This is a genomic window from Cohnella hongkongensis (assembly GCF_042654645.1).
Taxonomy (GTDB): domain Bacteria; phylum Bacillota; class Bacilli; order Paenibacillales; family Paenibacillaceae; genus Cohnella; species Cohnella hongkongensis.
Map to the genome: position 1 here is coordinate 1 of NZ_JBHSEP010000006.1, position 13,590 is coordinate 13,590.

The following is a 13,590-nucleotide window of genomic DNA, read 5'->3' on the forward strand; positions in this document are numbered from 1 at the left end:
TAGACGCTCACTACCACAACTCTTTATTGCAGCAGCTTAGGGCTGTTTGACGGGTTCGCCTGACTCGATCCCCGTCGAGGGGCCTTCCCTCATCTCTGATGCAGCTTTCACAGCACACCACCACCGTACATGCGGGTCCGCATACGGCGGTTCCAAAAGGTTTGTGTTCCGGGACATTTCCCATGCGCCACGGCGTAAGTTGGCCATCATGAAGCTCGCCCAGTTGGGGACTCCGAGCGCCCGGAGCTCGCGGATGCGGGTTCTCACCCGTTTCCACTGTTTCCAAAGACACATGCGGAGTCTCCTGCGAATCCACTGGTCAAAGCTCTGACAGTGCGTCTTCGCTGAGGCTAGGAGGAAATAACCTACCCATCCCATGAGGTAACGGTTCAGGCAAAGGATTCGCTCTTCCATGGAGATCGACGGTGTCCGGTTGGTCAGCTCCCGAATCTTCTCTTTAATGCGCGAGATGGTTTTCGGCGCCAGCCGAATCGTTGCCTGTTTGTTCGACAGGAAGCTAAATCCGAGGAACTTACGGTTCCATGGCCTGTCTACTGCACTCTTGTCCCGGTTCACTTTCAGTTTCAGCTTTCCTTCTACAAAGTGCGTTACCGACTCCATCACACGCTCTCCGGCCCGTTTGCTCGCAACAAAGATGTTGCAGTCGTCCGCCTAGCGGACGAACCGCAGGCCTCCCCAGATAAGAACGTCATCTTTCCGCCCGCGCCTGACCAAGTCTACGGCTGCAGCCCCTGGCAGCTTTGGATTTCGGCATGTCTGGGTGACTCATCCGGCTGCAACCGCCTCTATTTGGATTCGTGTACCTCAGGCCGTGCTTTTGCCTCCAGCTTCCTTCAGATTCCGCCTCGCGACGGATACCCTTGCTCTTGGCTAATGGTAGGCGCTTGCCGGCCCCCATTCCGGACTTTCACCGTATAGATGACGCCCATGCTGGGCGTACCAGTAAAAAAAACGCCAGGGGAGTTTACCCTGACGGTTTTTTCCGTACCTCTTCGTTCGCAGCTCGGTTTTCGCAAACCTTTCATCCCGGCCTGCCTCGCGTTCAAGGGCTCACCGAAAATCGTTTATAATGCGTGCGGCTGCCGTTAAAATTGGCGAACCCGATCTGCCCGTTCAGATACGGTCGCTCCTCGTCCGTGTATGCGAGCCGTTCTTTCCCGTCGATGTACACGCGATAACGGTTGCCCTTGGCGCTTACCCGGATCAGATAGCTTTCTCCGGGCAGCCAGGCGCACGGCGTTTCCGCCAGGACGCGGTAGCCGTTGTCATTTTTGTAGAGCGCCAGGCGTCCGTTCGCCGCGAAGCCGGCCGCATAGCTGCGTATCCCGCCCTGTACCCGAAACTGGATCAGATGATCCTCTCCCAGCTGTGGGATAACCTCCGCCTCATAGCTGTAGTCCGTCCAGGCCAGATCGCCCGTATAGCATTCGGCCGACTCCCCGCTGTAGCTCCCGCTTAGCATCCCGTTCTCAAGCTGCCAGTGCCCCCGTAAATAGGTGCATTGGCTGACCTCGAGATGGACGGAGTTCCAATACTCCATTCTTTCCTTGCCGAAATCGATGGAATAGTCGGCTTGACCGCTGTAGTTCATCGAATCCACGTAAGCTGCCAGATTGCTGTTCCAGCCCGCTTCGGGAATCCATTCGATGCCGGCTTGCATTATGCAGACGTTGTCCATGCGCGGAATCCGGTAGGAAAGCTCCGTCCATTCCCCTTTGCGCAGCTTTGTTTTCTCGCCGTAAAAATAGTGCCCCCCGTTGCCGTCCCGGATGTACATCCGGGCTTGAATATCGAACGACACGAACTCCGGCACCATCACCTTGGCGCTGATCGTCTGGCCCGGATACAGCAGCGGCGAGAAAGCCGGATCGTAACGGCTGTCGTCGAAATCGTCCGGGCGGTAGTACGTTTGGTGATAGACGCGATAGCCGTATCCTCCCTTTACCCGATCGAACAGCACCTTAAGCGACCGGGAGCCTGTGGCGCGGCAGGCGTCGGTATTCTCCACGACCGCCGTGACGTTCCGGGACGGATCGTCGCTGTCCGTGCGGAGCGCATGCGTCGAGCCCGGATATTCGAAGTGAAACCGCGCCGCTTGCCCCCGCACGATGTCCGCCCAACGGTCCGGGGGCTCCACGCCGGCGATCAGGTAGCCGAACCTGGCAATGTAGGAGGCGCACCACGGCAAGTCCAGAATATTCAACGTTCCGATTACGCTGGAGCAGCACAGGAAATCCCCGATCGGCTTGCGCCACGAATCGTCGATGCCCGCCAGTCCGCCCAGCACGCCGACAATCGTGCCCACGTTGGCCACGTTGCAATCCGTATCCCAGCCGCACATGTTGCAGATGTTGATGGAGCGAGAGAAATCTCCGTTTCCGTACAGCAAAGACAGGACGATAACCGCAGCATTGGGGATGATGTGACAGTTGCCCGGATACAGATGATAGCCGTAACGATCGCGCACAAATTGAAACGCCTCGCGCCAATCCTCCGGATGCCGGGCATGGAAATCCATCACGGACCGCGTCATCGCGGCGAATTCACAGTCGTCGGGGATGACGCTCAGACCCGCCTTCAGCACCGCCGCAATCTCCTTCTCCGTGAAAGCCGCGGCAATGCAGGCCGCGATGAACATCCCGCCGTACTTCCCGTTGCCGTCATGCGACACGCTGGCCGCCTTCCCGGCGTATTCCGCCGCCAGCTCCGGATTGCCGGGCGCGATCAGTCCCCATACATCGATGAAAATCTGACCTCCGATTTGCTCCGCGACCGCAGCGCCGTTCTGCGCGATCGAGCCGGAACGCGGAGCCGTAATTCCGTTTTTCAAATTCAGGTATGCCGTATGCTCCGTGGACACGCCATAGCCGCCCCACCAATAGAAGCCGTGCCCGTCCGGCGCATAGTTGAGCCAGGTCAGCCCCATCTGCTCGGCGCCGATCTCCCGCGTATGCGTATAATCCTCGAGCGCCCGCAGGAAAAACATCGGTCCGTTCGTATCGTCGTCGGCGGCGAAATTTTTGAACTGATGCAGATAGGTTGTGATCTCCCCGAACGTTCTGGCAATCTGCTCGTAGGTCCATTGCTCGATATTGCCGCCGTGGCGGACGCCGATCACCTTGCCCAGCCACCCCGCATAGACCCTTTCCGGATAATCGTCCGGTATTCCAGTCATCATCGTTCCTTCCTTTCGCGGATTATTCCTTCAGACCGCTCATCACGATGCCCTCCACAAAATAACGCTGGGCAAACGCATAGACGAGCAGGATCGGCAGGGACACGATAAGCGAGCCCGCCATCATGTAATTCCATTGATTCGTATACGTGCCTTGAAAGGTAGCCAGCCCCAGGGTCAACGTCTTCAAACGGTCGGAGTTCAAATAAATCAGCGGACCCAGAAAATCGTTCCACGTCGACATAAAGGTGAAGATGGCCAGCGTCGTCAAAGCCGGCTTCGCGTTCGGCATAATGACATGAATAAAGATTCGGAAGTAGCCGCAGCCGTCGATCATCGCGGCCTGCTCCAGCTCCTTCGGAATCGTCAGGAAAAACTGGCGAAGCAGGAAAACGCCGAATGCCGCGAACAGCGCCGGAACGATGAGGGCATAATGCGTATCGAGCCACCCGAGCTTCCGCAAAATCTGGAACGTCGGAATCATCGTGACATGGTACGGAATCATCATCGTTCCGAGCAGCAGCAGGAACAAGGCGTCGCGTCCGGGAAACTTCAGGCGGGCGAAGCCGTACGCCGCCATGGAGCAGACGACCACCTGCCCCAATACGACAAAGAACGTAACTTTCGCCGTATTGTAGAAATAAAGCAGCCAAGGCGCGGATTCCAGCATATAAACGTAATTGCTCCACATGATTTCCGCCGGAATCCAGCTTGGCGGGATCAGGTACATCTCGTTGACGCTCTTCAGCGACGTGGAAATCATCCACAGAAAAGGGACGACCATCAGCAGCGACAAGACCAGCATTGCCGCATGCAGCAAGACGGATTTGACCGTTTCCAGACTCCTTGCAGGCTTGATCATAAGGGCGCCTCCTTTCATCCGTTGACGTCCTTGCTTCGGGCCAGGCGCGTCTGAACCAAGGTCACCGCAAATATAATAGCGAACAGCACATAGGCCATTGCCGACGCATAGCCTTGATTGAAATATTTAAACGCATTCTGATAAATATAGTAGACGACAACGGTCGTCGATTTGGCCGGACCGCCGTCCGTCATGACGAATACCTGATCGAACACCTGGAAAGAACCGATCACCGCCATAATGACGACAAACACGGTCGTATGGCGCAGCATGGGAACCGTGATATAGACAAACCGCTTGAAGGCGCCCGCGCCGTCGATCTTGGCCGATTCATACAGCGAAGGCGAAATCCCTTGCAGGCCTGCGAGAAAAATAACCATATTGAAGCCGATGTTTTTCCAGACGCTCATGAGGATGACCGAGAACAGCGCCCATCTTTCGCTGGCCAGCCATGGCGGCTGATACCAGCCCAGATTGCCCAGAACGCTGTTGATCAAGCCGTAATCCGTGTTGTAAAGCCACTTCCAGACCGTAGCAATCGCGACCGTCGAAGTAATGACGGGCAAAAAGAAAGCTGTCCGGTACAAGGTCGTAAATCTCATCTTCCTGTTGAGCAGCAGCGCCGCCAGCAAAGACAGCAGCGCCCCGACCGGAACCGTGCCGAGCGTGAAATACACGGTGACGCGCAGCGAGCGAAGAAACGTTTCATCCTGAAGCAGGTTCCGGTAATTGTTCAGGCCGACAAAGTCCGGGACGACAATGCCGTCCGACGATGTCAGGCTCAAGTAGAAGGAATACGCAAACGGATACAGCATAAAAACCAAAAACCCTATCATGATCGGGGCAATGAAGATATAGCCCCAGGCGGCCTCTTTCCTGGCCATCGGTTCGCCTCCTTTCCCAACGGCTCCCGGAATTGCGGGCGGCCCGCGAACTATGAGCCGCCCGCAGCTCCGCTTGGTCTATTTCGTTACGAGGACTTCTCCTTGATCTTCACGATCAGTTCCTGCCGCGCCTCCTCCGGCGTCAGCCGGCCGAGCAGCAGCTTATCCATCACTTCGGAGATCGCGTCGTTGATTTCCGAGTATTTGCCGTTCATGAACTCGGTCATGCGAACGTCGGACGCGCTGTCTACAAATGCCTTGACATTAGCCGGGAAGCCGGAGTCGAGAATGATCTGGTTCGCCTCCTTGTTCGCGGATGCCGGCAGCGCCATGTTATAGGAGGCCACCACCTTCATGCCTTCCTCTCCCACGAAAAACTTCAAAACCTCCCACGCCTCTTCCGGGTGCTTCGTATCCTTGGAGATCGACCAGCTTAAAGCGCCAACCTTGGTTTGCTGGTTTTGCTTGTACGGCATGCGCACGACATCCCAATTGAACGGCAGCGGATCCTGCTTAAACGGCGGCAAATACCACATGCCCGCGGAGAACATCGCGACCTGACGGTTGCGAAATTGCTCGGAGCTGCCCTGACCGGCCGCTTGCTGCTCGGCCGGGTTGGGCGTGATTTTCTCGTCGACCAGCATGCGAATGTTTGTCAGCGTTTCCAACGCTTCCGCGGAGTCGAGCCTGCTCTCCGCCGGGTCGGCATAAATTTCGACATTGTTGCGGGTCAGCATGCCGTCGAGCGGAGCGCCGTAATTTTCATACAGGAAACCGTATTGCTTCTTGGAAGGGTCCGTCAATTTTCTGGCGATCTCGAAAAACTGCTCTTCCGTCCAGTCATCCTTCGGATACGGAAGATTGGCCTCGTCAAACAGATCCTTGTTGTAATAAATGACATAAGGCGATATTTCCTGCGGCATGCCGTACAGCTTGCCGTTCACCCTGTAGGCGTCGATTACCGAGGGATAGAACTCGCTCAAATCAAAATCCGGATCGCCTTCGATCATCTCGTCTAGCGGCATCAGCACGCCTCTTTCGGCCAAAGGCACCGTCCATTCGTTCATGTACAGAATATCCGGCGCATTGCCGCCGGAAATGAGCGTCAGCGTTTTCTGGTAGCGCTCCGAGCCCAGGTCGACCCATTCGATCTTGATATTCGGATGGGCTTTCATGAAAAGCTCCGCCGTATCGTAACGCACCTGCTTCTCCTGCTCGCTGCCGCTGATCGCGACGCGGACGACCGTCTGCTCCCCGCCGCTTGCTTCTTGTCCAGGCTGCTCCTTGTTGCCGTTGCTCCCGCAGCCTGCCAGCAGTCCGGTCAACAGCAATGCCGCTATCGTCGACACCGTCGTTTTTTTCATCTTATCCCCTTCTCTGTGCTGTAATGAATGATGCCCGAAGCTCCGGAATCCAAGCGCTTTCAATGCCGGACAGCGCGCCATTGCCGGCGTTGGGGCCGCTGCAGCAACCCTTTTGTATAGCGCTTACATCAAGCATAACAAAGCCAATAAAGGCCAGTAAGAGAGAAAGAATTGATGTTTTTGTTTACTTTTTTGCTTCCCGATACTGCAGCGGCGTTTGTCCGAAATGCTTTTTGAACAAATGATAGAAGTAGTGCTGATCGTGGTAGCCGACAGCCTGTCCCACCTCGTATACCTTGAGCGGACTATGCTCCAGCAGCAAAGCCGCCTCGTTCAGCCGAAGCTGCGTCAAATGCTGAATAAACGATACGCCCCGCTCCTGCTTGAAGGTTCGGCTGAAATGCGCCGCGCTTAAATTCACGTGCTCCGCTACCTCGCCAAGTGAAAGCGAACTGTTCCGGTAATTTTCTTCGATGTACAGCATCGCCCGTTCGAGTGTGCCAAGCGCGCGTTCCGGCGCCAGCTCGCGCTCCAGCCGGTCCAGCAAAGCAATGATGCTCTGGTACTCGATCGGCTTCAGCAAATATTCGATAACGCCATGCTTGATAGCCGTCCGGGCGTATTCAAATTCCGCGTACCCCGTCAGGATGACCGACTTGACTGCGGGATACAGCTCCGCCGTGTGCTTAATCAAGGCCAGACCGTCCATGTCCGGCATGCGAATATCGGTAATGACCACGTCAACGGGATGATCCCGCAAATACGCCAGCGCTTCGCCGCCGCTGGCGAACAAACCGCCGATTTCCCAATGCGGCCGATATTTCCGAAGCTGACTGGACAGCCCCGTCGTCACCAGACGCTCATCGTCCACCAAAATCAGTCTCAATTCCCAGTCTCCCCTTCGACGCGAACCGGATAAGGCAATCTTAACGTCACTTTCGTTCCTTCCCCATGCACGCTGTCAATTTGCATGCTCCCCTTGCCGCCGTAATACAATCTCATGCGCTGGTAGATATTTTCCAACGCCAGCCCGTCCTCGGATTGCACGGACAACGCCGGTTGGCTCTGCAGCGCGGCGCGAATTTCGTCCAGCCTGTTCGGCGGAATGCCCGCTCCGTTGTCCTGAACGGTCAACAGCACAGCATTGTCTTCGGCCAACTCGGCGCTAATGGTCACCTTGCCTCCGTCATGGCGCTTCTCCAGTCCGTGATAGATCGCATTCTCGACCAGCGGCTGAATCATCAGCTTCAGCACCGGCCTCGATTCTGTGCCTTCGGCAATGCGGAACTCCACGGCGATCTTGTCGAAGCGCACCTGCTGAACGTACATGTAGTTCTTAATGTGCTCCAGCTCCTCGCGAAGCGTGACGATATCTTGCCGGGTTCCAGTCGAATAGCGGAACAGCCGGGACAAAGCGACCACGATGCCGGCCGCCTCCTCCTGCTCCTTCAGGATCAGCAGCCAATAGACCGAATCCAGAGTGTTGAACAAAAAATGCGGATTGATCTGGGCTTGCAATTCCCGCAGCTCGGATTTCTGCCTGCGTATTTCAGCCGCGTACACTTGGTGAAACAACGTATGAATTTCTTTGGACATGCGGTTGAAGGAGCGGCTCAGCTCGTCGATTTCCTTCACCTTGGTTTCCCGCAGCAATGGCGGAAGATCGCCCCGCTTCACCTGCTCTACTTGCTCCATGGCCCGTTGCATCCGCCGGATTGGCAAGGTGATGCGCAAGGAGAGCAGCCAGGAGCTGGCGATAATGATCAGCACCGCCGCCACGGATACCCATAACCAGGCCGATTGGATATAACCGATCTTCTCCGTCAAGGCCGACACCGGAATGACGACTACCGTATGCCATTCGCCGTTATTCAACCGGTTATGCACGACCAGACTTTCCCCATGCGACGAATCGTCCACCAGATAATCGCCGGCTTCGAGCCGATGCGTCCGCTGGAAATAATAATCGGCCGCCTCGTCGTCCAACTTCTCGCTTCCCGCTATAACATTCCCCGAATTGTCGTAAAGCAGCAGCTCGCCTTGCAGCGCCATATCCGAGCGGCTGTAAGCCTCAAGCAGAAAATCGGCGTTCAGCAGCACGAGGGCATAGCCGAGCGGCTCCTGCCCGATAAAGTTGGTCATTCTCCGAATGCCGTAAATATAAGGCTGTTCCCGAAGCTTCTCCTCGGACACGAGCCACAGGATCCGCTCGAAAGGCGCTTCGCCGCCGGAGGTCATATCGAAGAGCAAATTTTTCATTTCGTAAGGCTGAAGCGGGCTGTTGTTAAAGCCGAGATATCCGTATTGAGGGGAGTAAATCTGTACGGCCGACAAATATTCGCTGGCGCTGGAGGCATCCCTGATCACCGACTTGATCTGCTCCCTCTGGCGGTAATAAAGCGCCGGGGATTGCTCGTTAAGAATCGATTGCAGGCTCCAGTTGCTGATGATCGTATTGACGCTTTTCTCTGCCATCCCCAAGCTCTCGTCCATGCTTTGGCTGACTTGTCGGGAGGTCAACTGCATAAATTCGATGGTCGTATCCTGGAGCGTCGATTTGGTTTTCTGGAACAGGTACCAACCTGCAAGACAAAGACAAACCAAGAACAGGATAGAGAATCGAATCGCCATTCGGGCTTTAATGGAATTCATCGGGGAAGCACTTCCTCGTCTGAAGTTGGATACTCATGCAGTAAAGCGTATTTTATATCAATGACAGACGAATTAACAGACTCTGTACAAGTCCATCCGAATTTCAAACGGCATGCAAATAAGAAAAGGCTGTCCCTCAGGTCCATTTTATGACCTTCCGGGACAGCCCCGCAGGCTGTCGTCTTCTTATCTCGTCATCCGGGTTGTATTATTCGCGATCAATAGCCGCCAGCAAGCTCAGCAGCTTGTCCTCCGTCTCGTTGGCGATCAGCTCGCGCGGAAAGCGAATGTCCTGCAGCATAGCCAGCGCATGGCCGAAATCACCAATGCCATACCCCGAATGGGCATCGCTGCTAACGGTAATATACACGCCGTGCTCCGCGCATTTCTTCGCCACTTGGCGGCAAGTATCCACAATCTCGCTGCCCAGCTTCAGGGAATGGCTGTTGATCTCGATCATCTTGCCCGTCTCCCGGGCGACCGCGCATAGGCGATCCAGATCGACAGGCCGTCGCGATCGGCCGATATGTCCGAGAATGTGCACTTTAGGATGACGGAGCACCCGGGTATACATCGCGGTATTTTGCTCCACGGTTCCCTTGTCCTCCCCGAACGACATATGCACGCTGGCGATGACGACTTCCCGGGATTGCAGCAGAAAATCGCAGGCGCTTTGCGACCGGTCGAACGGACTGACCTGATCGTGGAAAGCCAGGTGCCCGTCATAATCGACGATATCGATCTCCACTCCGCGCAGCACCGTCACTCCGTGCATAACGCGCGGGAGACAGGTGGTGGCATGAATCGCCTCAATCGATTTCTCGCGCTGGGAGAAATCCTCCGTGCAGTGATCCGTAATGGCAATACAGGTCAAGCCTTTGGCGCTCGCATGCCTGGCACATTCCTCGATCGTGCTGTAAGCATGGACGCTAGTTAACGAGTGCACATGAGTATCCGCCTTGATCTGATACATAACGTCCTCCCTCGCCGTTGTCCGACGAATCGCTTTTTTGACTATTCCTTGACCGCCCCGATGACGATCCCTTTGACAAAATAACGCTGCAAAAACGGATAAACCAGCAAAATGGGAATCATCGACACCATCACCTTCGCCGAATTGAAGGTCAGACTGGACATCTTCATCTGCTCCTCCAGCTGCTCCGGCGTCATGCTGGCCATCTGCTGCGGATTCAGATCGACCACAAGCGACTGGATATAGGTTTGCAGCGGCAGATTCTCCGGCGTATTGATATAAATCTTCCCGTCAAAGAAGGCGTTCCAATGCATCACCACCGCGAACAGCGCCACCGTGGCGATCGCCGCCTTGGACAGCGGAATGTAGACGCGCCACAGCAAATACCAGGGCGTCGCCCCGTCCACCATCGCGGCTTCCTCCAGCGATTCCGGCACGCTCTTGAAGAAGTTCATCAGCAGAATCACGCTGAACACCGGAACCGCCCCGGGCAGCACGAGCGCCCAGATGGTGTCCATCAATTGCAAATTTTTGACGACCAGAAAAGTAGGCACCAGACCGCCGTTAAACAGCATCGTGAACACGATGACCCATATATAGTAGCGTTTGGCCCTGAACACGGCCGGCGCCTTGCTGAGCGGATACGCCATCAGAACGATCAGAATCAGATTGATGGATACGCCTATCGCTACGCGCTTCGCCGAATTCATGAACGACACCAGAAACTGCTTCTCCTCGAGAATCGCCTGATAGGACGACAGAGTGAAATTGACCGGCCAGACGTACACCTTGCCCATGGCCGCGCTCGTCTTGTCGCTTAGCGAGATGGCGATCGTGTTCAGAATCGGGACAAGGCTCGTTAGCGCGACCAGCCCGAGGATCGCCGCCACGACCGCGTCGGTGGCCGTCCATCGCTTCAGCATAGTACCCCTCCCGTCAAAAAATTCGATAGCCCGCAAACCGGATGGCCAAACGATAGGAAACGACCAGCAGCGCAAAGCTGATCACAGATTTGAACAGGCCGACCGCCGTTCCGAAGCTGTACTGCATGTTGATCAGCCCGACCCGGTACACGTAGGTATCGATAATATCTCCGGTCTCGTAGACGAGCGGGCTGTACAGGTTGTAGATCTGATCGAAGCCGGCGTCCAGTACCTTGCCCATGTTCAAGGTCGTCATCAAAATAATGGTCGGCAGAATCGACGGAAGCGTAATGCTCACGATTTTATGCCAGCGGTTCGCCCCGTCCATGGAGGCCGCTTCGTACAAGTCCGGATTGATGGCGGTCATGGCCGCCACGTAGACGATGGCGCTGTACCCGAACTCCTTCCACACGTCACTCAGGATGACAATGGGCCTGAACCAGTCGTTGCTGACCAAGTACATGACCGGCTCTCCGCCCAGCGCCGCCACGATTTGATTGACCGGTCCCGAATAGGACAGCAGATTGCTGAACATGACCGCCAGAATGACCCAGGAAAGAAAATGCGGCAAATACACGATCGTCTGTACCGAACGCTTGAACCAAGTGGTTCTGCACTCGTTAAGCAGCACGGCGAACGCCACCGCGACGAGCATACCCAAAGCCAGCTTCGATACGGCGATCGCAACGGTATTGAACATAATCTGCCTGGAATCCGGCAGCAGCAGAATGCGCCTGAAGTTGTCGAGACCGATAAACTCGGAGCCCCATATCCCCTTAGGGGCCTGAAAATTTTGAAAGGCCATCACGATGCCGCCCATCGGGACAAGGCTGAAAATAATCAGCATGATCATGCCCGGCAGCAGCATCAAATGGTAATAGCGGTTGTTCGTCCTGTTAAACAAGCTTGTCCCTCCCGATTCCGGCGCTCGGACCGCATGGCAAAGGGATGGCATAGGCATGCATCCTTACGCCATCCCCGATTTCTTTCATCCGGTTGCCGCCGTCTTTACTGCGCCAAAATTTCCTGCACCTCGCGGGTCAGCACGTCGCCGCCCAGCTTGTTCCATTGGGAGGCGAATTCGTCAAAGTAATCCAGAGGCTTTTCCCCGATAATGATTTGCAAATACATCTGCTCCTCCAGCTTGTCCAAGGTAGGCTTCAGATTCACGCTGGATTCCGTCGTATAGCTGTAAGCCGCGCTAACCGGATTATTCTCCTCCGTGTCCAATATATTGGAGCCCACATAGCGGCCGTAGTAATCGCGAAAATCGTTGACGGCCGAAGTGGCCGAGCTATCCTGGCCTTTGGCATGTCGATGAGCCCCTTCCGCCTTCCATCGGTCATAATCGGTTGTCGTCTCGTCGCCGCCCATCACGCCCGTCTCGACCAACTGCTTGACCAGCTTGCCCAGCTTGGGAACGACATCGTAATAGTCCAGATTGAAGCCGCCTGTCGGGAACAGCGCTTCGCGGGAGACGCCCTGATCGAAGATCGGCTGGATGGCGGCCAGCCCCTCCTTATTGATGCCGCGGTACATGTCGTATTCCAGGTTGATGATTTTCAGCAGCGCTTCCGGATTTTTGAAATTTTTGTTGACCGCCACCAAGTCTCCGGTAGGCATCGGAGTCAGATGGTTGAACTTGCCGTTGTTGTCCAGAGGCGCGTTAACGGCTACGAATTTCACTTCGGGGTTGTTGATGAACACATCCGCGCTCACTCCCCACCAAGGGGCGAAGAAGGCTCCGCTCAAGCCGGAATCGACGACCGCATCCGTCTCGCCCGAGCCGATGCGCGCCAGAAACTGCGGATCGATCAGCTTCTCCTCGTACATCGAGCGCGCGATGGCCAGCGCTTCTTTCATCTCGGGCGCCGTAGAGCCGTAGAACACCTTGCCGCTTTCGTCCTTCATCCACTGGCCCGGATAGGCTCCGACGCTGTGGAAGATCGGCTCCAGTCCGAACTTGTTGCCGTATCCGCCTACCGGCTTGGTCGCATGCACGGTCAGGCCGACGGTATTGCCGGGGCCGTTGCCGCCCGGGTCCTTCTCTACGAACTCCTTAAGAACATGCTTCAGCTCGTCGATCGTCTTCGGGACCTTCAGGTTCAGCTTGTCCAGCCAGTCGCTGCGCAGCCACAGCACATTGTGTCCGTAGCCGATGTTGGCCGAAGACAGCGCGTACAGCTTGCCGTCCACCGTGACGGGCTCCAGGTTTTTGCCTTCGAAGGTGGCGTACGTCGCTTTGAGGTAGTTGCCCGCCGCCTTCTCATACGCTTCGCTCAGATCGGCCAGCATGCCGTTGTCGACCATCTGGCGGAAGGTCAAGTAGCTGCTGGAGGGGATATAGATGATATCCGGCAGCGCCTCGGATACGACATTCAGCGCGAGCTTGTTGCCGTATTCGCTGGAAAGCGCCTGCCAGGCGATCTTCACGTCGATGTTGAGCTGATCGCGAATCCAGTCCAGCATAATATTGTCCTCGGGCGTCTGCCCCTCGATCAGATGGGGATTGGTCTGCATGACCTTGGAAATGGTGACCGTCAGCGGCTCGGGATATTTGCCCAGAGGCGTCATCAGCGCCTCATTTGAATCGGCCGGTTTGGCTGTTCCTTCACCGGAAACGGAATTCTGATTATTCAAACTATTGTTTACAGGCGAACACGACGCCAGCAGCAGCATCGACGCCAGCGCGCAGGTCACGAGCTTCGCTTTGCCTTTCAAGTTGAAAGCCTCCTT

Annotated in this window: 10 protein-coding genes and 1 pseudogene; all 11 read right to left on the reverse strand. The window is 55.9% G+C overall.

The window, feature by feature from the left end; translation table 11 throughout:
• Positions 1-159 precede the first annotated feature (159 nt).
• Positions 160-699 (reverse strand): annotated as a pseudogene (locus ACFO3S_RS10215) (group II intron maturase-specific domain-containing protein); the annotation flags it as partial.
• A gap of 364 nt (positions 700-1,063) precedes the next feature.
• A complete protein-coding gene (locus ACFO3S_RS10220) occupies positions 1,064-3,196 on the reverse strand; it encodes an ADP-ribosylglycohydrolase family protein (RefSeq protein WP_378095045.1) in 2,133 nt (710 codons plus the stop codon).
• A gap of 22 nt (positions 3,197-3,218) precedes the next feature.
• The gene (locus ACFO3S_RS10225; RefSeq protein WP_378095047.1) at positions 3,219-4,058 is read right to left on the reverse strand and encodes a carbohydrate ABC transporter permease; all 840 of its coding nucleotides are present in this window, start codon (positions 4,056-4,058) and stop codon (positions 3,219-3,221) included.
• Positions 4,059-4,072: 14 nt separating this feature from the next.
• Entirely contained in the window at positions 4,073-4,942 is an 870-nt protein-coding gene (locus tag ACFO3S_RS10230) for a carbohydrate ABC transporter permease (protein ID WP_378095049.1), read from the reverse strand.
• An 86-nt stretch (positions 4,943-5,028) separates the two neighbouring features.
• Positions 5,029-6,306, reverse strand: a complete 1,278-nt coding sequence (locus ACFO3S_RS10235) for an ABC transporter substrate-binding protein (RefSeq protein WP_378095051.1) — start codon at positions 6,304-6,306, stop codon at positions 5,029-5,031.
• A 184-nt stretch (positions 6,307-6,490) separates the two neighbouring features.
• Positions 6,491-7,192, reverse strand: a complete 702-nt coding sequence (locus ACFO3S_RS10240; protein ID WP_378095053.1) for a response regulator transcription factor — start codon at positions 7,190-7,192, stop codon at positions 6,491-6,493.
• Positions 7,189-8,958, reverse strand: a complete 1,770-nt coding sequence (locus ACFO3S_RS10245) for a sensor histidine kinase (protein WP_378095055.1) — start codon at positions 8,956-8,958, stop codon at positions 7,189-7,191. The genes ACFO3S_RS10240 and ACFO3S_RS10245 overlap by 4 nt, the downstream gene beginning before the upstream one ends.
• 208 nt (positions 8,959-9,166) lie before the next feature.
• A complete protein-coding gene (locus tag ACFO3S_RS10250; RefSeq protein WP_378095057.1) occupies positions 9,167-9,931 on the reverse strand; it encodes a PHP domain-containing protein in 765 nt (254 codons plus the stop codon).
• A 41-nt stretch (positions 9,932-9,972) separates the two neighbouring features.
• Positions 9,973-10,854, reverse strand: a complete 882-nt coding sequence (locus ACFO3S_RS10255) for a carbohydrate ABC transporter permease (protein WP_378095059.1) — start codon at positions 10,852-10,854, stop codon at positions 9,973-9,975.
• 13 nt (positions 10,855-10,867) lie between these two features.
• Positions 10,868-11,722 (reverse strand): ABC transporter permease, encoded by an 855-nt coding sequence (locus ACFO3S_RS10260; protein WP_378095413.1) that lies wholly within the window; start codon positions 11,720-11,722, stop codon positions 10,868-10,870.
• 140 nt (positions 11,723-11,862) lie between these two features.
• Positions 11,863-13,575, reverse strand: coding sequence for an extracellular solute-binding protein (locus ACFO3S_RS10265; protein ID WP_378095060.1), 1,713 nt, complete (start codon positions 13,573-13,575; stop codon positions 11,863-11,865).
• Positions 13,576-13,590 lie beyond the last annotated feature (15 nt).

What these genes read in the sequence shown, in the direction of transcription:
- ACFO3S_RS10250 (WP_378095057.1), bottom strand. Translation starts at nt 9,931, where the DNA reads ATGTATCAGATCAAGGCGGATACTCATGTGCACTCGTTAACTAGCGTC.
- ACFO3S_RS10230 (WP_378095049.1), bottom strand. Translation starts at nt 4,942, where the DNA reads ATGGCCAGGAAAGAGGCCGCCTGGGGCTATATCTTCATTGCCCCGATC.
- ACFO3S_RS10255 (WP_378095059.1), bottom strand. Translation starts at nt 10,854, where the DNA reads ATGCTGAAGCGATGGACGGCCACCGACGCGGTCGTGGCGGCGATCCTC.
- ACFO3S_RS10220 (WP_378095045.1), bottom strand. Translation starts at nt 3,196, where the DNA reads ATGACTGGAATACCGGACGATTATCCGGAAAGGGTCTATGCGGGGTGG.
- ACFO3S_RS10235 (WP_378095051.1), bottom strand. Translation starts at nt 6,306, where the DNA reads ATGAAAAAAACGACGGTGTCGACGATAGCGGCATTGCTGTTGACCGGA.
- ACFO3S_RS10225 (WP_378095047.1), bottom strand. Translation starts at nt 4,058, where the DNA reads ATGATCAAGCCTGCAAGGAGTCTGGAAACGGTCAAATCCGTCTTGCTG.
- ACFO3S_RS10260 (WP_378095413.1), bottom strand. Translation starts at nt 11,722, where the DNA reads ATGCTGCTGCCGGGCATGATCATGCTGATTATTTTCAGCCTTGTCCCG.
- ACFO3S_RS10245 (WP_378095055.1), bottom strand. Translation starts at nt 8,958, where the DNA reads ATGAATTCCATTAAAGCCCGAATGGCGATTCGATTCTCTATCCTGTTC.